General features: G+C 69.0%; 23 protein-coding genes. 7 read left to right on the forward strand and 16 right to left on the reverse strand.

All coding sequences use genetic code 11. The features are described 5' to 3' along the window. Positions 1-36 precede the first annotated feature (36 nt). A complete protein-coding gene (locus BN2503_RS14755; RefSeq protein ID WP_054257408.1) occupies positions 37-522 on the reverse strand; it encodes a hypothetical protein in 486 nt (161 codons plus the stop codon). A 131-nt stretch (positions 523-653) separates the two neighbouring features. Here BN2503_RS14755 and BN2503_RS14760 point away from each other — a divergent pair, with 131 nt between their 5' ends. From BN2503_RS14760 to BN2503_RS14770, 3 genes are read left to right on the forward strand one after another with little or no spacing between them, the layout of a single operon-like run. After that, on the forward strand, positions 654-998 hold the full coding sequence (locus tag BN2503_RS14760; protein WP_054257409.1) for a PepSY domain-containing protein: 345 nt from the start codon (positions 654-656) through the stop codon (positions 996-998). Next, positions 998-1,669 (forward strand): response regulator transcription factor, encoded by a 672-nt coding sequence (locus BN2503_RS14765; protein WP_054257410.1) that lies wholly within the window; start codon positions 998-1,000, stop codon positions 1,667-1,669. Before BN2503_RS14760 ends, BN2503_RS14765 begins: the two co-directional genes overlap by 1 nt. Further along, on the forward strand, positions 1,666-3,057 hold the full coding sequence (locus tag BN2503_RS14770) for a sensor histidine kinase (protein ID WP_054257411.1): 1,392 nt from the start codon (positions 1,666-1,668) through the stop codon (positions 3,055-3,057). The genes BN2503_RS14765 and BN2503_RS14770 overlap by 4 nt, the downstream gene beginning before the upstream one ends. 141 nt (positions 3,058-3,198) lie before the next feature. On the opposite strand, the gene BN2503_RS14775 is transcribed toward BN2503_RS14770, so the two are convergent. From BN2503_RS14775 to BN2503_RS14795, 5 genes are read right to left on the reverse strand one after another with little or no spacing between them, the layout of a single operon-like run. Then, on the reverse strand, positions 3,199-4,671 hold the full coding sequence (locus BN2503_RS14775; RefSeq protein WP_082366624.1) for an efflux transporter outer membrane subunit: 1,473 nt from the start codon (positions 4,669-4,671) through the stop codon (positions 3,199-3,201). A gap of 21 nt (positions 4,672-4,692) precedes the next feature. Next, a complete protein-coding gene (locus tag BN2503_RS14780) occupies positions 4,693-5,409 on the reverse strand; it encodes an ABC transporter ATP-binding protein (protein ID WP_054257442.1) in 717 nt (238 codons plus the stop codon). 12 nt (positions 5,410-5,421) lie between these two features. Next, on the reverse strand, positions 5,422-6,636 hold the full coding sequence (locus tag BN2503_RS14785; protein ID WP_054257413.1) for an ABC transporter permease: 1,215 nt from the start codon (positions 6,634-6,636) through the stop codon (positions 5,422-5,424). After that, a complete protein-coding gene (locus BN2503_RS14790) occupies positions 6,633-7,784 on the reverse strand; it encodes an efflux RND transporter periplasmic adaptor subunit (protein ID WP_054257414.1) in 1,152 nt (383 codons plus the stop codon). The genes BN2503_RS14785 and BN2503_RS14790 overlap by 4 nt, the downstream gene beginning before the upstream one ends. Next, positions 7,781-8,413, reverse strand: coding sequence for a TetR/AcrR family transcriptional regulator (locus BN2503_RS14795; protein WP_054257415.1), 633 nt, complete (start codon positions 8,411-8,413; stop codon positions 7,781-7,783). The genes BN2503_RS14790 and BN2503_RS14795 overlap by 4 nt, the downstream gene beginning before the upstream one ends. Before the next feature lie 114 nt (positions 8,414-8,527). Here BN2503_RS14795 and BN2503_RS14800 point away from each other — a divergent pair, with 114 nt between their 5' ends. Next, positions 8,528-9,232, forward strand: coding sequence for a riboflavin synthase (locus tag BN2503_RS14800; RefSeq protein ID WP_054257416.1), 705 nt, complete (start codon positions 8,528-8,530; stop codon positions 9,230-9,232). Further along, the gene (locus BN2503_RS14805) at positions 9,229-9,738 is read left to right on the forward strand and encodes a GNAT family N-acetyltransferase (protein WP_054257417.1); all 510 of its coding nucleotides are present in this window, start codon (positions 9,229-9,231) and stop codon (positions 9,736-9,738) included. The genes BN2503_RS14800 and BN2503_RS14805 overlap by 4 nt, the downstream gene beginning before the upstream one ends. Positions 9,739-9,816: 78 nt before the next feature. Here BN2503_RS14805 and BN2503_RS14810 read toward each other — a convergent pair whose 3' ends face one another. Then, the gene (locus BN2503_RS14810; RefSeq protein ID WP_233495092.1) at positions 9,817-11,070 is read right to left on the reverse strand and encodes an MFS transporter; all 1,254 of its coding nucleotides are present in this window, start codon (positions 11,068-11,070) and stop codon (positions 9,817-9,819) included. 66 nt (positions 11,071-11,136) lie between these two features. On the opposite strand from BN2503_RS14810, the gene BN2503_RS14815 reads away from it, so the two are divergent. Then, on the forward strand, positions 11,137-12,033 hold the full coding sequence (locus BN2503_RS14815; protein WP_054257419.1) for an AraC family transcriptional regulator: 897 nt from the start codon (positions 11,137-11,139) through the stop codon (positions 12,031-12,033). A 114-nt stretch (positions 12,034-12,147) separates the two neighbouring features. Continuing rightward, complete coding sequence (locus BN2503_RS14820; protein ID WP_054257420.1) at positions 12,148-12,771, forward strand: flavin reductase family protein; 624 nt, start codon at positions 12,148-12,150, stop codon at positions 12,769-12,771. On the opposite strand, the gene BN2503_RS14825 is transcribed toward BN2503_RS14820, so the two are convergent. The 9 genes from BN2503_RS14825 to BN2503_RS14865 all read right to left on the reverse strand — a co-directional run bounded on the left by BN2503_RS14825 (position 12,749) and on the right by BN2503_RS14865 (position 20,761). After that, on the reverse strand, positions 12,749-13,744 hold the full coding sequence (locus tag BN2503_RS14825) for an alpha/beta fold hydrolase (RefSeq protein ID WP_074930199.1): 996 nt from the start codon (positions 13,742-13,744) through the stop codon (positions 12,749-12,751). The two genes, BN2503_RS14820 and BN2503_RS14825, sit on opposite strands and share 23 nt — an antisense overlap. Next, a complete protein-coding gene (locus BN2503_RS14830; RefSeq protein ID WP_054257421.1) occupies positions 13,741-14,700 on the reverse strand; it encodes a hypothetical protein in 960 nt (319 codons plus the stop codon). The genes BN2503_RS14825 and BN2503_RS14830 overlap by 4 nt, the downstream gene beginning before the upstream one ends. Positions 14,701-14,714: 14 nt before the next feature. Then, entirely contained in the window at positions 14,715-15,326 is a 612-nt protein-coding gene (gene lpoB, locus BN2503_RS14835) for a penicillin-binding protein activator LpoB (RefSeq protein ID WP_054257444.1), read from the reverse strand. Positions 15,327-15,355: 29 nt separating this feature from the next. After that, entirely contained in the window at positions 15,356-15,754 is a 399-nt protein-coding gene (locus tag BN2503_RS14840; RefSeq protein WP_054257422.1) for a YcfL family putative periplasmic lipoprotein, read from the reverse strand. A gap of 32 nt (positions 15,755-15,786) precedes the next feature. Beyond that, positions 15,787-17,274 carry a COG3014 family protein gene (locus tag BN2503_RS14845; protein ID WP_054257423.1) on the reverse strand — a complete coding sequence of 496 codons (1,488 nt, stop codon included), beginning with the start codon at positions 17,272-17,274 and terminating at the stop codon, positions 15,787-15,789. A 268-nt stretch (positions 17,275-17,542) separates the two neighbouring features. After that, positions 17,543-18,268: a class I SAM-dependent methyltransferase gene (locus BN2503_RS14850; RefSeq protein WP_054257424.1), complete on the reverse strand. Its 726-nt coding sequence runs from the start codon at positions 18,266-18,268 to the stop codon at positions 17,543-17,545. A 172-nt stretch (positions 18,269-18,440) separates the two neighbouring features. Then, the gene (locus BN2503_RS14855) at positions 18,441-19,367 is read right to left on the reverse strand and encodes a ParB/RepB/Spo0J family partition protein (RefSeq protein WP_054257425.1); all 927 of its coding nucleotides are present in this window, start codon (positions 19,365-19,367) and stop codon (positions 18,441-18,443) included. A gap of 9 nt (positions 19,368-19,376) precedes the next feature. Further along, entirely contained in the window at positions 19,377-19,919 is a 543-nt protein-coding gene (locus tag BN2503_RS14860; protein WP_054257426.1) for an RBBP9/YdeN family alpha/beta hydrolase, read from the reverse strand. Positions 19,920-19,990: 71 nt separating this feature from the next. After that, positions 19,991-20,761 (reverse strand): ParA family protein, encoded by a 771-nt coding sequence (locus BN2503_RS14865; RefSeq protein WP_054257427.1) that lies wholly within the window; start codon positions 20,759-20,761, stop codon positions 19,991-19,993. Position 20,762 lies beyond the last annotated feature (1 nt).

The following is a 20,762-nucleotide window of genomic DNA, read 5'->3' on the forward strand; positions in this document are numbered from 1 at the left end:
CAGGATCATTGTGGTGCTGTGTGCCATGGCCCGGCTTCAGTGGGCCAGGGGCCGGAAGTCGGGGTCGGCGAAGTAGCGCGCGTAGCTGTCGAGGGCAGAGACCACCTGGAGCGCACCGTTGCGCGGCTTGCCACGCTGGCCGGTCATTTGCTCGGCGCCCTGCAGCAGTTCGGCGACGACCAGGTGCAACTGGGCATCGGCCTCGGGCGGCAGCTTGCACTGGGCGACGATGTCGGCCACGGCGGCTTCAACCTCCCGCCCCAGGCGGGCGTATTCCGCCGCGGGCAGCCGCTTGGCATGGATCGGGCCAAGCGCTGGCGCCATGTGCTGGCGCAGCCGGGCCATGGCCTGGCGCAAGGGGGCATCGGTCTCCCACTTTTGCCCGGCATTCAGGTGCAGCGCCGCCGTGGGCGCTGCGTGGCTCTGGCTGTGGCCGTGGTCATGTGCAGCCGTGGCGGCCTGGGCAGGCACCAGGGCGGCGACAGTAAGTGCCAGGGCGGCGGCGATGGGCGTGAATTTCATGGAGGCGCTCCTCAAAGCGGGTGGCAAAGCACGATGCCTGGCCTGGCATGCATTCTGAAAACACCCGCCTGAACCCCAGCTGAAGGCGGTGTTCATGCGCCATTCATGCGATCGGAGGTATAAAAACCGCCATGTTCACTCCCCGCCCACGCCCCTTGCACCGCCTCGCTACGTTGGGTCTGCTGGCCTGCGTGCTGGGCCTGGGGGCGACTGCACACAGCCCGGCGCATGGCGAAAGCGATGACCACGACCTGGCGCGCCAGGCTCTGGAACAGGGGCAGGTGCTGCCATTGCGCACCGTGCTGGACCGGGTCGAGCGCGAGTACGACGGGCAAGCACTCAAGGTCGAGTTCGAGCATGAGGATGGCCGCTTCATCTATGAAATCCGCCTGCTGCAGCGCGACGGGCGGCTCGCCAAGCTCAAGGTCGATGCGGTGAACGGCCGTGTGCTCGGCATCAAACGCAAAGGCCCCTGATGCGCATCCTGGTGGTGGAAGACGAACCCGTGCTGCGCACCCAGCTGGCGCAAGCGATTGCCGCCGCCGGCCACACGGTGGACTGCGCCGCCGATGGCGCCCAAGCGCACTACCTGGGCGAGGTGGAGGCGTTTGACGCGGTGGTACTCGATTTGGGCCTGCCCGTGCTCGACGGGCTCTCGGTGCTGCGGCGCTGGCGTGCCGCGGGACGCAACATGCCGGTGCTCATCCTTACGGCGCGCAGCGCCTGGCAGGAAAAGGTGGCGGGCATCGACGCCGGGGCGGATGACTACCTGGCCAAGCCTTTCCACATGGAGGAGCTGATGGCGCGCCTGCGCGCGCTGCTGCGCCGCCAGGGCGAACACGCCAGCGCGCAGTGGCACTGCGGCGCCATCTCGCTCGACACCCGCCAGGCGCGTGTGCTGGTGAACGGGCAGCCGCTGGTTCTCACCAGCCACGAGTTCAAGCTGCTGTCGCAGCTCATGCAGCGCAAGGGCGAAGTGCTGTCGCGCACGGACCTGTCCGAACACATCTACGCCGAAGGCAGCGACCGTGACTCGAACACCATTGAGGTCTTCGTCGGGCGCCTGCGCAAAAAGCTGCCGCCCGGCAGCATCGAGACCGTGCGCGGGCTGGGCTACCGGCTGGTGGAGGCCAGCGCCACACCATGAACACGCCGCCCCCGCCCGGTGAAGCGGACAGTGGCGGCTCGCTGCGCCTGCGCCTGCTGGCGGGCACGCTGGCGTGGATGCTACTCACCATTGCCCTGGCCGGCTGGGGGTTGCGCGCGCTGTTCCAAGACCACATCACGCAGCAGCTGCAAACCCAGCTGGTGATGCAGCTCAACCACCTGAGCGGCGCGGTGGACTGGGCACCGGATGGCCGCGTGAGCCTTGCCCCCATGGGGACCGATACCCGGCTGGGCCAGCCCCTGTCCGGCCTGTATTGGCAAATCGACCGCCTGGGCCCCCAGCCCCAGGTGGGGGTGGCGCGCTCGCGCTCGCTGTGGGACCAGACCCTGACCATCCCGGCCTCGCAAGACGCCGCCCAAGGCGAGCGTGTGCTGGTGCAGTGCGACGCCCTGGGCCACGACCTGGTGGCCGTCGCGCGCACCCTGCAATTGCCCGACGACGACGCGCCGCCACTGCGCCTCGTGGTGGCCGCCGACAAGGCCCTGGTTGCCGAACCCATTCAGCGCTTCACCCACATGCTGCTGCTGGCGCTGGGCATGCTGGGGCTGGGGCTGGCGGCCGCGGTGGCCATGCAATTGCACTTGGCGCTGCGCCCGCTGCAACTGCTGCGCGCACGCCTGGCGGATGTACGCGGCGGCCAGGCCGCGCAACTGGCGGGGCGCTTTCCGCAGGAGCTGCAGCCGCTGGTGAACGAGTTCAACCACGTGCTGGCGGAAAACGCCGACATGGTGCAGCGCGCCCGCACCCAGGCCGGCAACCTGGCGCATGCCGTGCATACGCCGCTCTCGATCCTGGCCAATGCGGCGGCGCAAGACAACAGCAGCGCGCTGGCACAGCTGGTCAACGAGCAGGTCGCCATTGCGCGGCGCCAGGTGGACTGGCACCTGGCACGCGCCCGCGCAGCCGCTGCCGTACGCGCTACCGGCCTGCGCACGCCGGTGCTGGCACCCGTGCAGGCGCTGCTGCGCACCATGGCCCGGCTGCACGAGGCACGCGGCGTGCACTTCGCGCTGGCCGCCCAGGCACAGGATGGGGCTTTCCGCGGCGAGGCCCAGGATCTGTACGAACTGCTGGGCAACCTGATCGACAACGCCGGCAAATGGGCGCGCACGCGCGTGGTGGTGGACGTACAGCGCGAAGGCGCGCAGCTGTGCTTCACCGTGGACGACGACGGCCCCGGCATTCCCGAAGCGCAGCGCGAGCGCATGTTCCAGCGCGGCGTGCAGCTTGACGAGCAGCGCCCCGGCGCAGGCCTGGGCCTGGATATCGTGCGCGCCCTGGCCGAGACCTACGGCGGCAGCGTGCAGGCGCTGGCTTCGCCGCTCGGCGGCGCGCGGCTGCACCTGTGCCTGCCGGCCTGTGACTAACAAGGCCTTGGCAGGCCCCTGGGCACGAAATCCTCAAAAAACATAGCTGCTCGCGCTCACTGGGTATGGCCTGGTGCCTTTTTTCTTTCACGTTTTTTCCTTGCAGCGAGCGCTTGCGCCGGGCACGCGGCACCGCCTGGCTCAAGGCGTACCCAGGGCCTGGTACAAGGCGACGCAGTCGGCCAGTTGCTGTGCTTGGGCCTGGGCCCGCAGCAAGGTCGCTTGTGTCGCCTGCTGCTGGGCTTGCACCAGCTGCACGTAGCTGGCGGCACCCAGGGCATAGCGGCGCTGCACGGTGTGTGCGGAAGCCTGGGCCGCCGCATCGGCTTCGCGCAGGGCCTGCAGCGCCTGCGCGCCGTGGTCCAGGGCACCCAGGGCGTCGGCTACCTGGCGCAAGGCCTGCAGCACCACGCCCTGGTACTGGGCGCTGGCCGCTTGCAGCGCGGCCAGCGCCGCAGCCTCCTGGCCCTGTTGCGCCGGATTGAAAAGCGGCTGTACCAATTGCCCGCCCAGTGCCCACACCGCCGCGCCCGCACCAAACAAGGCGCCACTGGTCAGGGCCTGGCTGCCCAGGTTGGCGCTCAGCTGCAGCTGCGGGTAGCGTCGTGCCACGGTAGCGCCGTGTTCGGCGTGCGCGGCGTGCAGCAGCGCCTCGCTGGCCTGGATGTCTGGCCGTTGGCGTACCAGTTGCGATGGCACACGCAGCGGCAACTGGGTCGGCAAGGTGAAGTCGCCCAACGCGAAAGCATGCAGGGGCTGGATGCCGGGAGGCTGGCCTGCCAGCACGGCCAGTACGTGCTCGGCCTGCTGCAGCTGCTGGCGCAGCGGGGGCAGGCTGGCACGGGTTTGTGCCGCCAGGGCCTGCAGTGCCAGGGCTTCGTCGGGCGTGGCTTGGCCCAGGCGCACGCGCGCCTGGGCGATGTCCGCCAGGGCCTGCTGTTGTTGCACGAGGGTGTGCGTAGCCTCAACCTGCGCCGCCCAGCGCGCCCGCGCGATGGCGGTGGCGGCAATCTGGCCGGCGAGGGCCCGCCGCGCGGCGGTCTGCTCGTGGCGGCGCCATTCGGTGCGCGCTGCGAGGGCCTGGAGCGTGTGTTGGCTGGCACCCGATAGATCAAACAGGTAGCGCACCTGCAAACCCGCGCTGTACAGGCTGAAACTGCGGCCCTCGCCGCTTTGCCCCAGGGCTGCCGGGGAGGTGTGCTGGCGCTGCGCGCCCACGGTGGCGTCGAGCTGGGGCTGTGCGGTGGTGGCCGCTTGGGCGTTTTGCAGCGCCTCGGCCTGGCGCAGCGCCGCCTCGGCGGTGGCCAGCGTGGGGCTGGCCGCTTGGGCCTGGGCAATCAGTGCACTCAGCGCTGGCGACTGCAAACTTTCCCACCAGGGGCCGGGCAGTGCCAGCCCCGCGACGCGCGGGGGCGTGGCGGCTGACTGGTGCGGACCGTCGCTCCAGGGTGCCGGGGCGTCATCGGATGCCACAGCGGCAGGAGGTACCAGCTCCTGGCGGCTGCTGGCGCAGCCGGTCAGCCATGCCGCAAGCAGGCAGCCCAGGGCCATGGCGGCAGCACGAGTACGGGCGCCCCCCAGAGGGGGCAAGACGGCGGGGGCTAGAGGACGCATGGTGAGACGTGGAAAGCGTGGTTAAGCCAAAGGCCGGGCTTGGCCCGCCTCTTCGTGCGTGACCCCGTCGCGGATGTGGTACAGCCGCCGGAACGTCGGGATGATTTTTTCGTCGTGGGTGACGACGACGATGGCGGTGTGGTACGCGCGCGCCATCTCGCCCAGGATGCGCATCACCGCGAGCGCGCGCTCCGAATCCAGTGGCGCCGTGGGCTCGTCGGCCAGGATCACAGGCGGGCGGTTGACCAGCCCCCTGGCGATGGCAACGCGTTGCTGCTCACCGCCTGACAGCTGCGCGGGCATGGCACGCGCGCGGTGCTGCACGTCCAGCGCACGCAGCAGCTCCAGCGCCCGCGCACGCGCCTGGCCGTTGGGTAGGCCCGCCAGCATGGGCAGGAGCGCGACGTTATCGGTCACGTCCAGGAACGGAATCAGGTACGGTGCCTGAAAGACGAAGCCGATTTTGTCGCGCCGCAACGCACGCAGATCACGCACCTGCCAGCCGTTGTCGTAGATGGTCTGGCCGCCCAGCGTCATGCGGCCCGCAGTGGGATCGGTGACGGCACCCAGGCATTTGAGCAGCGAGCTCTTGCCCGAGCCCGAGGGCCCGATCAGGCCAACCACCTCGCCGGGGGCAACCTGCATGTTGACGTCCTTGAGCGCGAGCACTGCGGTATCGCCGCTGCCGTAGCGCTTGGACAGGCCTTGTATGTGAATGCCGTGGTGCGGCTCGGTCATGGCCATCTCCTGTCAACCACCGATGGCTTCGGCGGGGTCGATGCGCAGCGCCACGCGGATGGCAATGACACTGGCCAACGCGCACAGCGCCTGTACCGCGAAGAACCCGGCCAGTGAGTCCTGCGGCACCAGCAGCACGTATTTGGGAAAGAACGGCGCGGCGAACGTAGCGCTGATCTTCCCTACGGCAAAGCCGATCAGGCCCAACGCCAGCGCCTGCTGCAGGATCATCGCGGCGATGGTGCGGTTCTTGGTGCCGATGAGCTTGAGCACCGCAATTTCGCGGATCTTGTCCATGGTCAGCGAGTAGATGATGAAAGCCACGATGGCCGCGCTCACCAGCGCCAGGATGGCCAGGAACATGCCGATCTGGCGCGCCGAAGTGGCGATGAGCTTGCTGACCAGGATTTCTTGCATCTGCGCCCGCGTGTAGACGCCCAGGCGCACGTAGCGGCGAACCGTGTCGGCAACGGCCTGCGCGTCGGCCCCGGGCGCCAGGCGCAGCAACACCGCGTTCACGGTGCTGCTGTTGGTTTGCGACGCATCGATCGCTTCGCGCAGGCCAGGCACTCCGGGACGATTGAACGCCGGGTTGGCCGCCGTGCGCTGGCGCTGGCGGTGGATGGCATCGTTGTCCTTGAGGAACTGCGCCTGCTGGGCGTCCTTCAGCGGGATGAACACCATCGGGTCGCCACTGGAAGACACCATGCGCCGCGTCAGGCCGACCACGGTGTACTGGTTGCGCCGGATCGTCAACCGCTCGCCCAGCGCGACGCCGGAGGCCATGTCGGCCACGGCCTCGTAGTGGCCCCGGGTAATGTGGCGCCCAGCGACCAGCGTGGGGGGATAGCCAGGCGCGCCCCAGGCTGCGCCTGGGGTAATGCCCACCACCATGGCGCGTACGTCCTTCGGCACCGGCGTGTCGCGGCGCACTTGCATGGTGAAGTAGGTCACATTGGCCGCTTCGGCCACACCTTCGATGCCACGCAGCGTACGGTAGGCGTCGTCGCTCAGGCTGGAGGATTCAGCGTACGGCCCCTGCGTATGCTGCTGCACCACCCACAGGTCGGCGCCGCTGTTGTCCAGCAGGGCCTGACCGTCGTCAACCATGCCCCGGTACACCCCCGCCATGACCAGCGTGACGCCGATGAGCAGCCCCAGGCCCACCCCCGTGAAGACAAACTTGCCCCAGCTGTGCAGGATGTCACGGCCCGCAAGCGAGATCATGGCTGGGCCTTCACCAACTGGGACTCCACACGCACGCGCGTGCGCGGGGTCAGCGCCTTCTCGCTGTAGACGATGATGCGATCCCCGGCCTCCAGGCCCTGCAGTATCTGCACGTTGCCCTCCAGGTCGGCGCGCCCCGTGGTCACCGGGGTGAAATGCAGGCCACCCGGGCCATGGCGCCACACCCCCCGCAGGGCACCCAGCCGCTGGAGGGCAGCGTTCGGCACCACTGGCGTAGCCGGCAACGCAGGCAGGTCGACCGAGACCTCGGCCAGCTCACCCAACGGCGGCAAAGGCGTGGGCAGTTGCGTGAAAACCACCTTGGCCAGCGTTTCCTCCGTCACGGCGTCTGCCTTGGGCTCCACGCGCAGCACCCGCCCGGGCAACGGTGCACCAGGGTGCGAACGCAGATGCACTTGCGCCGGCAAGCCCGCAACCAGGCCCGCGGCGCTGGCCTGGTCGATGCGCAGATGCACCCACAGGCTGTGCGGCGCCACTACTTCCAGAACCGCCTGGCCTGCCAGCACAGTGCTGCCAGGCTCCGCGTCGCGCACGGTCACCACACCGTCCGCAGGTGCCAGCAGGCGCAGGTGGCTGCGCTGGCTGCGCAGGGCCGCCGTATCCGCCTGCACCCGGGCAGCCTCCTCGCGCGCGGCAGCCAGGGCAGCGTCAGCCACGGCCAGCTCCTGGCGCTTGAGCTGCACGGTCTCTTCACTGGTCGAGCGCGCGACTTCCAGTTGGGCGTAGCGCTGCGCCTGGGCTGCCGCGAAGGCCTGGCGGGCGCTGGCTTCACGCACAGCCGCTTCCGCGCGTTTGTACGCGGCTTCCTGGGCGCGGATGCGTTCGTCCAGATCCACCGGATCCATCGCGCCCAGGGTCTGGCCTGCGCGCACAGCGTCCCCCACGTCCACGGCCAAGTGCTGTAGCCGCCCGGCTGCGGTGGGACCGATGCGGTATGTCTGCCGCGCCTCCACAGTGCCGATGCCGAACAGCGCGGGCCGCAGCACCTGGCTGCGTACCTCGGCTTCGGTAACAGCCACGGGAGCCAGGGGCCCCGAACGCAGAGCCACATAGCCCAGCAACCCGGCCAGGGGGAGCAGCAGGGCTGCCAGCGCCACGGTGCGCCGTTGCAGTGTGGGGAACGTCATGGGGCATCTCCCGCTGGAATCGCCATGACCGCGCGTCGGTACAACGCGAATACCGGGGCTGCCTGCCGGCGCATGTGCAGGACGTCGCCAGCCAGCATCGATTGCATGACAAGGCCCTGGAGCGAGCCAATGAACAGCGTGACGGCTGTAGCGCAGTCCAGGGCGCCAGCGACCTGGCCCTGGGCCTGGCCTTGGGCCAGCCATTGCTGCAGGCGTGCACCGTAGTGGCCCAGCAGCGTTTGCACCACGCGCTTGGGGGCAGTCATTTCACTGCGCTGCAGCTCACCAAACAGCATGCGCGGTACGCCAGGATGCTCCACCACGAAGTCTACGTGTGCGAGGAATATGGCCTCCAGCGCCGCTAATGCCCCGCCATGGGCCTGGACAGAGTGCGCCGCCTCGTCCACCCGGCTGAGCAAGTGCTCGGCAACCCAGACCATGACGGCCTCCAGGATCGCCTCCTTGGTCGGGAAATGCTTGAACAAGGCGCCCTGTGTCACGCCCATGTGCTGGGCAATGGCCGTGGTGGTGATTTCGCTCGGAGGCGTCTGCGCAGCCAGTTGGATGACCGCCTCGACCGTCGCAGCCCGGCGCGCTTCGGCCGACAGGTATTTGGCAGGTGAGTTCATGCCACGAAAGATAGTAACTTATTACTATCTTGTCAATGCCACGGCAGTCCCATGGGCGCCCACCAAGAAGGCGCTGGCACAATCCTTTGCTTTGCAGCTTTCCGCCGACCGCCCATGTTCACAGGCATCGTCCAAGCCACGGCCACCATCGCCGCCATCCACGACCGCGCCGGCCTGCGCACCTTCACCCTCGACTTTCCCGAGGGCTTCTGCCAGGACCTGGCCATCGGCGCCAGCGTGGCGACGGACGGCGTGTGCCTCACGGTGACCGAGATCCTCTCGCCCACGCAGGCCTGCTTCGACGTGATGCTGCAAAGCCTCAACATCACCACGCTGGGCAGCTACCGCGAGGGCGGCCGCGTGAACGTGGAGCGCGCCGCCAAGGACGGTGCCGAGATCGGTGGCCACCCGCTGTCGGGCCACGTGGATTTCACCGGCACGCTCGTGGAGCGCCGCGAACTGGAGAACAACCTCGTCTGGCGCGTGGCCGTGCCCGAGGCCTTCCGCCGCTACGTGTTCGCCAAGGGCTACATCGCGCTGCACGGCGCCAGCCTCACGGTGGCAGAGGTGAACCGCGCCGAGGGCTGGTTCGAGGTCTGGCTCATTCCCGAGACGCGCCGCGCAACGGTGTTTGAGGCCGTGCAGGTGGGCGACCGCCTGAACATCGAAATCGAGCGCAGCACCCAGGTGGTGGTGGACACGGTGCGCGAGGCCGTGCAGGAAAGCCTGGGGCGCCTGGCACCAGTGCTCGAAGCCTTGCTGCAGGAAAAAGGCCTGTCGCTGGACGACTACCTGCCGCGCCCCCAACGGCCCCAATGACCGCCCTGCCCCGCCCCCTCGCGGCGCAAGACCTGCCCGGCCTGCTGGCAGTGCAGCAGGCGTGCTACGGCGCGGCGTTTGCCGAAAGTGCCGACGTTTTCGCGCGCCGCCTGGCCAGCCCGGCGCAGTGCTCGCTGGTCATCGTGCAGGATGGCGAAGTCGTGGCCTACCTGGCGGCGTACCGCTCCTGCCTGGGCAAGGTTACGCCGCTGCACGGCGACTTCACGGCCTGCGCGGCCCCCGACACGCTGTACCTGCACGACATGGCCGTGCTGCCCCGCTGCGCCGGCCAGGGCCTGGCCCGCGCCCTGTTGGCACCCCTGTGGGCGCGCGCCCGGGCCGAAGGCCTGCGCCACAGCGCGCTGGTGTCCGTGCAGGGCTCACAAGGCTACTGGGAACGCCAGGGCTACGCCGCGCACGCCGTGCCCGATGCGCACCAGCGCCAGCACCTGGCCAGCTATGGCGCAGGCGCGGTCTACATGGTGCGTACGCTGGCGGCGCTGTAGCGTTTTAGAGCCAAAATCGGCTCTAACCCTTACCCAGCAAGCGCTAGCAGCTCTCTTTTCAAGAGCACCAAACCAGCTTCAGGCCGAGGCCCCCACGGGCCTTGCCGCACGCGCCGCCACGCCAGCGCCCACCAGCCCGGCCGAGGCCACGCCCAGCACCAGCGCCAGGGCTGAGCCGTAGAAGATGGCGGCGGTCTGCCCCCGGTCGAGCAGCGCGCCGAACAGCGGCGCCGCCACGGCGAAGCCCAGGTCCAGCCCGGAATACACCGTGCCATACACGCGCCCCGTGGCGCCGGGTGGCGCGGCGCGCTTGATGAGCATGTCGCGCGACGGGCCGGCGATGCCGATGCCCGCGCCCGCCAACGCCACCAGCGCCAGGGCCGCCGCGCCCGGCAGCCAGCCCAGGGCCACCAGCGCCAGCAGCGCCGCCGAGGCGAGCAGGCAGGCGCTGATGGTCTTCTCCAGCCGCACCACACGCCCGACGATGAAGCCGCCCACCACCATGCCGGCAGCGCTGCACAGCATGTAGCCCGTGACCACCATGGCCGTCAGCGACAGCGGCATGGCGTACATCTGCTGCAGCGCCGGGCTGGCGAAGCTCTGGATGGCACTCAGCGAGCAGGTGCTCCAGAAGAAGAAGGAAAAGCACAGCCACACCGACGGCAGGCGCAGAAAGGCCAGCGGATGCTCGGGCACCGCTGCGGGCGCGGCCTTGCCGCCCGGCCCGGCGGCCACGGCCTGGCGGTCGTCCAGCGCGTCGCGGTGCCACACCATGGTGGCCAACACCAGCAACGCCAGGGCCGCGCCACTCAGGCAAGCCACGCGCCACGAGCCCGTGGCCGTGGCGATGCCCGCCATGAACACCGGCGCCGTGGCCCAGCCCAGGTTGCCCGAGATACCGTGCACCGCGAAGCCGTGGCCCAAGCGCTGCGGCGACACACGCTTGTTCAGGATGGTGAAGTCCACCGGATGGAACGGCGCGTTGCCCAGCCCCGCCAGCACCGCTGCCAGCACCAGCCCGGGGTAGCCGCTGGCGCTGCCCGCCACCAGGCCCGAGGCCACGAAACTGCCCAGCGCGCCGAACAGCACCGGGCGTGCGCCCACCCGGTCCACCAGAAAGCCTGACAACGCCTGGCCCACGCCAGAGACGACGAAGAACACCGAGAGCAGCAGCCCCAGTTGCGAGTAGCTGTAGCCGAACTCGGCGATCAGGAACGGGAACAGCGGCGGCAGCAGCATGTGGAAAAAATGCGAGGAGCCGTGCGCCAGGCCAATGAGGCCGATGGTGCGCGCATCCTGGCGCAAGGCAGGCAAGGGGGCAGATGTCGTCATGGCAGCGATGGTAGGCATGGACGGCGGCGGCTGGTTAGCGACAGCCTGCCAATTAATATCGCAAACATGCCAAACCCTGCCCCGCTGCGCGCACCGCCTGGTGCCAGCGCCCCTTCGGTGGACGCGCTCACGCCCCACCTGTTCGAGCCCACTGCGCGCCGCCCGCTGCGCGCCAAGACGCGCTACCTCCCGGCAGACACGCATGTGCTGCCCCACAGCCATGCCTGGGCGCAGATTGCCCTGTCCACCGAGGGCGTGGTGCGGCTCACCGCTGCGCGCGGCACCTACATCGTGCCGCCCTCGCGCGCGCTGTGGATTCCACCCGGGGTGGAGCATGCCGTGACCATGGTGGACGCGGCGCACCTGCACACCCTGTACCTCTACCAGCCGCGCGGGCGCAGCGGGCCGGGGGGGCCGGGCACGCCCGGGCAGACCTGGCAGCAGTGCCGGGTGCTGGAGGTGTCGGCGCTGCTACACGCCCTGGTGCGCGCCCTCGACACCACGCCCGACAGCGCCGCCCCGCCCTCGCCCGAGGCGCTGCGGCGCGAGCGCCACATCAGCGCCCTGGTGCTTGACGAGCTGCGCCGCGCCCGTGCCGTACCCCTGGGCGTGGCACTGCCGCGCGACAAGCGCCTGCGCCAGCTGTGCGAGGCAGTGCTGGACGACCCCACGCGCCACGCCACACTGCAGGGCTGGGCGCAGGACTCGGGCGCCAGCCCGCGCACCGTGGCCCGGCTGTTCCGCCAGGAGCTGGGCAGCAGCTTCACCCAATGGCGCCAGCAGGTGGTGCTGGCCAAGGCGGTGGCCCTGGCGGCGGCGCGCACGCCCATGGGCCAGATCGCGGCTGAGCTGGGCTACAACCCCAGCGCCTTCAGCGCCATGGTGCGCCGCACGGTGGGCATGCCGCCGGGGCGCTTCCTGGGGCAGCAGCGGGGGGAGGCGGCGGTGCAGGCAGCGCCCTGAAGCCAGGGGTTCTTTTGGCCTCTAACGCTTATGTAGCAAGCGCTACCAGCTATTCATTTAAGAGCACACGCGAAGGCCCATGACCGCGCCAGCGTTTTGCCGCACACTGGCGCGATGCGCACCACCGACATCCACAGCTACCAGCCCCGCCAGGGCCACGGCCTGCCGCACGATCCGTTCAACGCCATCGTGGGGCCGCGCCCCATCGGCTGGATCTCCACCTGCAACGCGCAGGGCGCAGCCAACCTGGCACCCTACAGTTTCTTCAACGCCTTCAACTACGTGCCGCCCATCGTGGGCTTCGCCAGCATCGGCCTCAAGGACACGGTGCGCAACGTGCAGGCCACGGGCGAGTTCGTGTGGAACCTGGCCACGCGCGACCTGGCCGAGGCGATGAACACCACCTGCGCCGCGGTGCCACCCGAGGTGGACGAGTTCGTGCTGGCGGGCCTCACGCCGCGGGCCTCCACGCTGGTGCGCCCGCCGCGCGTGGCCGAAAGCCGCGTCACCTTCGAGTGCCGCTGCACGCAGGTGCAGCAACTGCATGGCGCGGACGGCACGGCGGTGGACACCTGGCTGGTGCTGGGCGAGGTGGTGGCGGTGCACATCGACAAGGCGCTGCTCAGGGACGGCATTTATGACACCGCCAACGCCGGCCACATCCTGCGCGCGGGCGGGCCGGCGGACTATTTCACGGTCGGGCCGGAGCAGCTCTTCAAGATGCATCGGCCGCGCTGACGCCGGGGCCGCACAGGCCGGCCTGCGGGGCGCGGGCCCATTGCTCCACCCAGGCCCACACCTGCTGCACGCCGTCGCTGCCGTCCGGGCGCTGCAGGCCGTGGTCGGCGCCGCCGATGCGGCGTGCGCAGTACGGCACGGTGCGCCGCGCGGCCAGATGCGCGAAGTGCGCGTACGCAGCGGCGGGCACCAGGGCATCGTCGCCGCCCCACACTTGCAGCAGCGGCCAGGGGCTGCGCACCAGCGGCAGCGCGAGCGGCCAGCTCCACAGGTCGCGCCAGTAGCCCAGGCTGCGGCCCTGCACCACGGCGCTGTCGGCCCAGCGGCTGGCCTGGATGCGGCCCAGCGCCGCCCAGGCGGCCTGCGCGCCCAGGCGCTCGGCCTGCAGGGCGCCGGCCTGCTGTGGGTCCAGCCCGCTGGAGCCGATTAGCACCAGGCCTGCGAGCTGCGGCACCTCGGGCGCCAGGGCCGGCAGCAGCTCGGCGCCTTCGGAGATGCCCACCAGCAGCTGCGGCACGGGCGGCTCGCCCTGGCGCCGCAGCGCATCGGCCTGCAGCGCGGCGCGGGCGTGCGCCAACCAGGCCGACAGGCGGTCCTGCTGCACGAAGCCGCTGGCGCAGTCGCCGGGCGCGGTACGTGCCTGTGGGTCCACGCCGGGCTTGTGCAGCACCAGCACCTGCGCATGCAGCAGCCCGGCGAAGTAGCGCCCGGCAAACGCTCCCATGCCAGCACAGCCGGACCCGGGCACGACCACGACGCGGTAGCGCAGCGGCGCCACGCGCGCGCCGCGCTCCAGGGCCTGCAGCGTGGCGCCATCGCGACCGGGGAGCACCAGGGTGCGAAAGCCCGGGGGCGCGGGCAGCTCAGGCGCCCCGGGCAACTGCGCGCAGCCCCCGAGTGCCAGGAGCACGCCCAGCAAAAAGGCCAGCCTGGGGCTGGCCTTGCGCGGGGTTAGCGCGGCGGGGTGCGTCACTTCAGGATCAGCACCTGCTCGGGCTGCTGCGGCGCCATCGGCTGGCCCGCCGGGTAGGGCATGGGCGGCTGGCCCGGGCGCACGCCGCGCGCCAGGTTGGGGTCGGAGTAGCCCAGCTGCATGGTCAGCTGCTGGTACACGTCCTGCGCCAGCGAGAGCGAGGTTTCGCGCATCACCTTGGCCCGGTTGGGCGGCGCAATGTCGCCGCGGTTGGACAGGATCTTGGTGTCGTTGCCCGCGCCCTGCGCGGAGAAGGCGGCCTTGATCTCGTAGGTCTTGGTGTTGATGAGCGAGAAGTCGGCCAGCAGTTGCAGGCCGTACTGGCGCGTGGCGCTGGTGGTGCCCTGCAGGGGCGAGAGCGCGTCGGTGAAGTCGATGGAGCTCACGGAGCCGAACAGCACGTAGTCGGCGCCATTGAACTCGCCCTTCTTGATGCGCGCGATCACGTCGGTCACCTGCAGCTGGGCGCGCGGCGTATGCATCTTGCCGGTCTGCACCTGGTTCAGCACCTGCTCGGCCTTGCTGGGCTGCGGGGCGCCGGCGTCGAATGCCTTGCCCTGCACCAGCTTGAAGTAGGTGCCCTGCAGGATGGCGCCCTTGATGTCGTTGGTATAGCCCGCCAGGTCGCGCTGCTCGATGTAGCTGTAGCGCCCGGCCACGTAGGTGCCGCTGGCCTGCGCCGAGGCCTGCATGGACTGCTGGCCCGACGCCGAGCCCGAGCCGCCGTACATGCCGTGGCTGTGGCCGCTGCTGTAGCTGCCCTGCGCGCTCATCTGGCTGCTTTCCTGGTACGTGCCGGCCACGAAATACTCGGACACCTGCTGCGCGTACGCCAGGTTGGTGACAGCGATGCGCGGCGCGGCGCCAGGCTGCTGCGCCTGCGCGGCCACGCCCCAGGTCAGGGCCGTGGCGGCCAGCAAGGCGCAGGCGGCGCCCAGGGTGGTTCTGCGTTGCATGGAGTGCTCCTGGTTCAGCGCTTGCTGGTCTTGCGGATTTCTTTTTCGTCCTGCCACTCCACCGTGCCTTCTTCCACGTCGAAGAGCTGGAGCGTGAACTTGTAGTACACGTCCTTGGTCGTGCTGCTTTGCTTGACGATGCTGGTCAGCTCGCCTTCAAGCTGGTACTTGGCGGCGGTCATCTGACCGACCTTGGCAGTGGTTCCCTGCTTGTACAGGCCGCTCTGGTTCTGCCGCTGCAGTTCATCGACGCCCTGCTGCATCTGGCTGATGGAGCGCACGAAACGGACTTTGCCCGACTTGGTGAGCGCCGTCTGGATGGAGCTCATGACGTTGGTGGTGTCGATGTACTCGCTGGTCTTGTTCTTCACGGTGGAAATGGTCACCGTGGGGCGGCCCTGGAAGATGCCGGTTTCGAGCAGGCTGCCGGTCATCTTCTCGGCGATCATCTGCAGGTCACTGGAGCCGAATTCGTTGGTGACCAGCTCGACGCCCTTGGCATCGCCGTAGTTGACCTGGCGGTCGAAGCGGATCACGGGCGAGGACAGGTTCTGGCAGGCGCTCAGCGCCAGGGTGCTGGCGGCAAGTGCCAGGGCGAAGGCGCGGCGCCGGGTGGTTTGCTGCATGCTGGTTTTCTCCTTTGCTGTGCGCTGCATCAGCGCGATTCCACGTTCATTTCCAGGCGCAGATCAACGGCGGCATTGGTCGGCGCCACGCTCTTGATGGTCTGCATTCCCAGGCCCAGCACGCCGAGCTGTTTCCACGATTCGCCGTCACCGACCTGGTTGCCTACGCTGTCGAGCCAGCGGAAGCGGTAGTACACCGTGCGGTCGCTGCGGCCGCTGTTGGAGAGATCCGCCTGCACGGTCAGGATGTCGTTCTTGCGCACAAGGCGCATCTCGCGCACGGCAATGCCGTTGGCCTCACCGCGCAGCGCCACCTTGGCGGCGACGGCAGGGGGCGTGGCGGGGTCGTGCTGCTGCGCCATGGCAGGCATAGCCACCAAGCCAGCCGCGAGAAAGCCGGCGGCCAAGGAGGTACGAAGAAGGTTCATGGGTAAGACTCCGGGTTCTGAATACAACGCCGTCAGTTCGCGGCCACCTTGGGGGCGCGCTTGCGTGGTGCGGGTTTGGTGGCAGGGGCCGGCACGGCGGCAGGAGCCGGTGCGGCAGCGGGCGCGGGCGCGGGGGCCAGTTGGCCCATCACCGCCACCTGGCCGACGAGCACGCGGTCGCCATAAAAGCGCAGCGGCACCAGCGCGTACTGGCCGTCGATGGTGACGGTGCCTTCGAGCGGGCGGCCATCGATGGTCAGCTGGTGCTCGCCCGGCGGCAAATAGCCACGCGCCACGTAGACGCGGCCGGGCAGCATGCGCCACATGCGGTCGTCGGCCTGCTCGGTGGCCACCGAGGCCACGGCGCCAACCAGGGCGCCGAACAGCCCGGCATTCTTCTGCAGCTGGTCCTGCACCACGCCCTTGGCCACGGCGCGTGTGACACCGCGCAGCACCATGCCGGGCATTTCGTCCTTGAGCACGCGGCGCGCCATCACGTTCACGTCAACCACGCGCTCCAGCTTCAGGTCCTGCCCGCCCGCAGACACCTGGGTCAGCAGCGGGTCGTTGGAAGGCTCGATCACCGGGTACGAGATGCTCGCCGTCACCATGCCCCGCCCCGTGGGCACGGGCAGCGTGAAGGCCCGGGGCTTGCGCGCCGGGGCATCGCCCGCCTCGACGAGGAAGAGCACATCGGTCATGCGCTGGCGGCGCTTCCAGGTGAAGCTGGTGCGCTTGTCGAGACCGCGCAGCCCCTCCTCCAGCACCGCCGTTTCCGGTTTCAGCTCAATGGCCTTGCGGTAGCCCGGCGCGGCCAGGCCCGGCTCGTTCATGACTTCGTACAGGTAGCCCGAGAGGTAATGGCTCAACGCATTCTGGTAACCATTCTTCAGCGCCAGCACCTCGGGGTCATTCAGGGTTTCGACGGGGTAGCCGTCCAGCTCTTTGCCGCCCTTGGTGGCGCCCTTGGACTGCGCCTCCTCCTCGGCCGCGGCCGTTTCCTTGGCGCGGAACTCGGCAATCACGGCCTCGCGCTCGTGCGTGCGCTTGATGTCCACGCGTGCGTTCTCCAGGTCGCCCAGGGCCACGCGGTTCAGCGCCAGGCGGGTGGTCAAGAACACCTTCTCGTAGTCCTGGCCCTCGTAGCTCTTTAAGCGTTCGCTGATCAGGGCCGCACCCATGGTGCCCATGAGCTTGCTGGGATCAAGCTTGGCGGTCTCCTCCCACTCCTTGACGCGCGCATCGGCCACCATGAACGACTGGATGCTGTCCTCGTAGCGGTTGTCCAGGCGCAGCAGCTCGCCGCGCTCCAGGTTGTAGAGCAGCGCCTTCTTGTCGTCGTCCGACTTGGCCGACGCGTCCAGGCGCGCCAGGGCGGCGGGAATGCCCTCGGCGCGGCTGGAAGCCTGGACTTCCGTGGCCAGCTTGTCGTGGCTTTGCATGGTGGCGCAGCCGGCGAGCGACACGCTCAGCGCCAGCGCACCCCACAGGCGGGTGCGCAACAGGTTTTTTGGATGCATGGATTCTCCTCCCGGGTAATAGAAAGTACGGCCGTCCGACGCACACCCGCCGCCGATCCACCGCGTGCCAGGTAGCCACGGCGAGCCGCGGCTAGGCGCGTTTCTCACCAGGAAAGAAGCCGGTTCCTTCATGCACCCCCTCTCCGATGCGCTGAATGAATCCGGCGATAGCGTCCCGTTACGATTGGTTTTATGGTCTGTGACGGCCAGTTTGGAATACCGGGCGTTACTGTAGCAAACCATTTTTCACAACCCGTGTGAAATTTGTCTACACCCGTAACGGCAAGCAATAAACCCACACCATGCGGCCGCCCTCGCGCACAGGCCATTGCGCCTGCGGCGCCACGCCAGGCAGAGGAAACTCCAGGCTCACCAGCCAGCTGCCTGGCGCCATTTCGCCGGCCTTGACCAGGGCACGGGTCATGCTCTCGGGCCGCTGGAAGAGATAGACCAGCTGGTAGCTGCTCCAGTCGGCGAGCCAGATGTCGCCCTGCCGCACACGCGCCCAGGGACAGCGCAGCGCGCACAGCCAGCGCAAGGGCCAGCTGCGCTCCAGCCCATCCAGCCGGGCCAGCGGATAGGCCTGGCGCAGCGCGCGCAGCCCATCGCCCAGACCACACCCCGCATCCAGCACACGCGCCTCCGGCGGCAGCGGCGCGATCGTCTCCAGTCCCTGCAGCGCACCCGCAGGCGTAGGGAACAGCGGGGCATCGCGCCAGGCGTTGAGCGGGTACACCGCGAGCAGCAGGGCCAGCGGAATCAGCCAGGCCCAGGCGGGCAGTGCGGCAGCCCCGGTCAATGCCAGCGACAGCGGAAAGCCCAATGCAATCAGCACCCGGCGCCACCAGCGTGTACCCCAGAGGCTGGCCAGCGTACCCAGCGCACAGCCCGCCAGCAGAGCCGCCAGCGGGCCCGCGCGCGGCAGCAGCAGTGCGTGCAGCGCCCAGGCGCCGGCCCAGGCGATGAGTGCAGGCGCAGGCCAGGGCAGGCGCATGGGCCGGGGCGAAGCGTCAGTCAGAACGTGTGAATGAATCCGGCGTGACCGAGCAGCGCGCCAAAACGCGGCCCATCAAGGCGCAAAGCGCAGCCATAGTGCGGGCTATGGCGAGCATTTGCAACGCAGAGGGGGCGTGTTTTGGCGTGATGAGCGGGCATGGCGGATTCGTTCACACGTTCTCAGCGCGAAGGCGCTCGATCAGGCCGTTGAGCGCATCGAGCGAGCCGAACTGGATGGCCAGCTCACCCATTTCCTCGGTGCGCCCGCCGCGCTTGACGCGCTTTTTCACACGCACCTCGACCTCGGCCATGAGCAGGTCGGACAGTTCTTCTTCGACGCGCTTCAAATCGCGTGACTTCTCTTTTTTGGGCTTTTGCGGCACGAGCTGGAACTCGGCCCCCAGCTTTTTCACCAGACTTTCGGCCTCGCGCACCGAGAGCTTTTTGGCGGCGATCTGGTTGCCCGCTGTGATCTGCGTGGCCCGGTCCAGCGCCAGCAGCGCGCGCGCATGGCCCATGTCGATGTCGCCCGCCATGAGCATGGTCTGCACTGGCTCGGCCAGGTTCAGCAAGCGCAACAGGTTGCTGGCCGCGCTGCGCGAGCGGCCCACGGCCTGCGCGGCCTGCTCATGCGTCAGGCCGAATTCACGCACCAGGCGCTGCAGGCCCTGCGCCTCTTCCAGCGGGTTCAGGTCTTCGCGCTGGATGTTCTCGATCAGCGCCATGGCCGCAGCGGCCTCGTCGGGCACCTCGCGCACCAGCACCGGTACCGTGTCCAGGCCTGCCAGACGCGAGGCGCGGTAGCGCCGCTCGCCGGCGATGATTTCGTACTTGCCGGCATGCTCGCCGCCGGTTAGCTTGCGCACCAGGATCGGCTGCATGATGCCCTGGGCCTTGATGCTCTCGGCCAGCTCGTACAGCGCACCTTCGTCCATGCGCGTGCGCGGCTGGTAGATGCCGGGCACGAGTTGGTTCAGCGTCAGCGTGCTGGGCAGGCCCGCTGGCGTGGCCTCGGCCGGCGCGGCCTTGTCCTCGACTTTGGGGCCTAGCAATGCTTCGAGGCCGCGCCCGAGGCCCTTGGGTTTCTTGGTGACCATGCGTGTCTTTCAGTCCTTGTCTGTCAGCGATTCGAGCAGTGCCCGCCCCTCGGGCCACGCGCCCAGCCCTGATTCGGCATTGATGTGGCCGCACGCACCGGCATCGACAAAGCGCGCGCCCCAGTCCGACGCCAGCGCCTGCGCGCGCTCAAGGCTGCAATACGGGTCGTCGCGGCTGCCCACCAGCACCGCCGGGAAAGGCAGCCGCTGGCGCGCGATCGGCGCCCAGCCGGCGAGCTGCGGCGCCAACGCGGGCCGCTCCACGTCGCCCGGCGCCACCAGCAGCGCGCCGCGCACCTTGTGCGCATGGCGCGTATGCGCTGCCCACCAGGCCGTGAGGATGCAGCCCAGACTGTGTGCCGCCAGCACCACGGGGCCGGGGATGTCGGCCACCACCTCCTCCAGCCGCGCCGACCAGTCGCCGCGCAGCGGGCGTGCCCAGTCGTGCTGCTCCACGCGCTGGTCGCCGTGCAGGCGCTCCCACGCAGTCTGCCAATGGCCGGGGCCGGAGTTTTGCCAGCCGGGCAGGAGCAGGATGGTCGGTGTATTCATCGCTATTGATTCGGTAGCTGTTAGCGCTTGCTGGATAAGGCTTAGGCCCTCTTTTTTATAAAAATCATGCGTTACATGGCCCCTATGCGTTCGACCATTTCCTTGGCGAACTCGACGAATGCCTGGCTGCCCTTGGCTGCAGGGTCAAACACCACCCCGGGCAAGCCATAGCTGGGCGCCTCGGCCAAGCGCACATTGCGCGGGATGACGGTATTGAACACCTTGTCGCCAAAGTGCCCTTTGAGCTGCTCGCTGACTTGGGCCTGCAGCGTGATGCGCGGGTCGTACATCACGCGCAGCAGGCCAATGATCTGCAGCTCGGGGTTGAGGTTGGCGTGCACCTGCTTGATGGTGTTAACCAGGTCCGTCAGCCCCTCCAGCGCAAAGTACTCGCACTGCATGGGCACGATGACCCCATGCGCGCTGCACAAGCCGTTGAGCGTGAGCATGGACAGGGACGGCGGGCAGTCGATCAGTACGAAGTCGTACTCCGCCTGCACCGCATCGAGCGCAGTCTTGAGGCGTTTTTCGCGCCGCTCCAGCTCGACCAGTTCCACCTCGGCGCCGGCCAGCTCGCGGTTGGCACCCAGCACGCGGTAGCCGCCCGGCCCTGACGCAACCGCAGCTTCCTGCACCGAGGCGGATTCCAGCAGTACGTCGTACACGGACAGCGCCAGGCCGCGCTTGTCCACCCCGGAGCCCATGGTGGCGTTGCCCTGTGGATCGAGATCCACCAGCAACACGCGCTGGCCAATCTTGGCCAAGCCCGCTGCGAGATTGACGGTGGTGGTGGTTTTGCCAACGCCGCCTTTTTGGTTGGCGATGCAGAAAATCTTGGCCATG

Origin of the sequence: Paenacidovorax caeni, assembly GCF_001298675.1 — a bacterium.
GTDB lineage: Bacteria > Pseudomonadota > Gammaproteobacteria > Burkholderiales > Burkholderiaceae_C > Paenacidovorax > Paenacidovorax caeni.

Excerpts from the sequence above, each read along its gene's own strand:
- BN2503_RS14755 (WP_054257408.1), bottom strand. The coding sequence starts at position 522 with ATGAAATTCACGCCCATCGCCGCCGCCCTGGCACTTACTGTCGCCGCC.
- BN2503_RS14760 (WP_054257409.1), top strand. The coding sequence starts at position 654 with ATGTTCACTCCCCGCCCACGCCCCTTGCACCGCCTCGCTACGTTGGGT.
- BN2503_RS14765 (WP_054257410.1), top strand. The coding sequence starts at position 998 with ATGCGCATCCTGGTGGTGGAAGACGAACCCGTGCTGCGCACCCAGCTG.
- BN2503_RS14770 (WP_054257411.1), top strand. The coding sequence starts at position 1,666 with ATGAACACGCCGCCCCCGCCCGGTGAAGCGGACAGTGGCGGCTCGCTG.
- BN2503_RS14775 (WP_082366624.1), bottom strand. The coding sequence starts at position 4,671 with ATGCGTCCTCTAGCCCCCGCCGTCTTGCCCCCTCTGGGGGGCGCCCGT.
- BN2503_RS14780 (WP_054257442.1), bottom strand. The coding sequence starts at position 5,409 with ATGACCGAGCCGCACCACGGCATTCACATACAAGGCCTGTCCAAGCGC.
- BN2503_RS14785 (WP_054257413.1), bottom strand. The coding sequence starts at position 6,636 with ATGATCTCGCTTGCGGGCCGTGACATCCTGCACAGCTGGGGCAAGTTT.
- BN2503_RS14790 (WP_054257414.1), bottom strand. The coding sequence starts at position 7,784 with ATGACGTTCCCCACACTGCAACGGCGCACCGTGGCGCTGGCAGCCCTG.
- BN2503_RS14795 (WP_054257415.1), bottom strand. The coding sequence starts at position 8,413 with ATGAACTCACCTGCCAAATACCTGTCGGCCGAAGCGCGCCGGGCTGCG.
- BN2503_RS14800 (WP_054257416.1), top strand. The coding sequence starts at position 8,528 with ATGTTCACAGGCATCGTCCAAGCCACGGCCACCATCGCCGCCATCCAC.
- BN2503_RS14805 (WP_054257417.1), top strand. The coding sequence starts at position 9,229 with ATGACCGCCCTGCCCCGCCCCCTCGCGGCGCAAGACCTGCCCGGCCTG.
- BN2503_RS14810 (WP_233495092.1), bottom strand. The coding sequence starts at position 11,070 with ATGACGACATCTGCCCCCTTGCCTGCCTTGCGCCAGGATGCGCGCACC.
- BN2503_RS14815 (WP_054257419.1), top strand. The coding sequence starts at position 11,137 with ATGCCAAACCCTGCCCCGCTGCGCGCACCGCCTGGTGCCAGCGCCCCT.
- BN2503_RS14820 (WP_054257420.1), top strand. The coding sequence starts at position 12,148 with ATGCGCACCACCGACATCCACAGCTACCAGCCCCGCCAGGGCCACGGC.
- BN2503_RS14830 (WP_054257421.1), bottom strand. The coding sequence starts at position 14,700 with ATGCAACGCAGAACCACCCTGGGCGCCGCCTGCGCCTTGCTGGCCGCC.
- lpoB (WP_054257444.1), bottom strand. The coding sequence starts at position 15,326 with ATGCAGCAAACCACCCGGCGCCGCGCCTTCGCCCTGGCACTTGCCGCC.
- BN2503_RS14840 (WP_054257422.1), bottom strand. The coding sequence starts at position 15,754 with ATGAACCTTCTTCGTACCTCCTTGGCCGCCGGCTTTCTCGCGGCTGGC.
- BN2503_RS14845 (WP_054257423.1), bottom strand. The coding sequence starts at position 17,274 with ATGCATCCAAAAAACCTGTTGCGCACCCGCCTGTGGGGTGCGCTGGCG.
- BN2503_RS14850 (WP_054257424.1), bottom strand. The coding sequence starts at position 18,268 with ATGCGCCTGCCCTGGCCTGCGCCTGCACTCATCGCCTGGGCCGGCGCC.
- BN2503_RS14855 (WP_054257425.1), bottom strand. The coding sequence starts at position 19,367 with ATGGTCACCAAGAAACCCAAGGGCCTCGGGCGCGGCCTCGAAGCATTG.
- BN2503_RS14860 (WP_054257426.1), bottom strand. The coding sequence starts at position 19,919 with ATGAATACACCGACCATCCTGCTCCTGCCCGGCTGGCAAAACTCCGGC.
- BN2503_RS14865 (WP_054257427.1), bottom strand. The coding sequence starts at position 20,761 with ATGGCCAAGATTTTCTGCATCGCCAACCAAAAAGGCGGCGTTGGCAAA.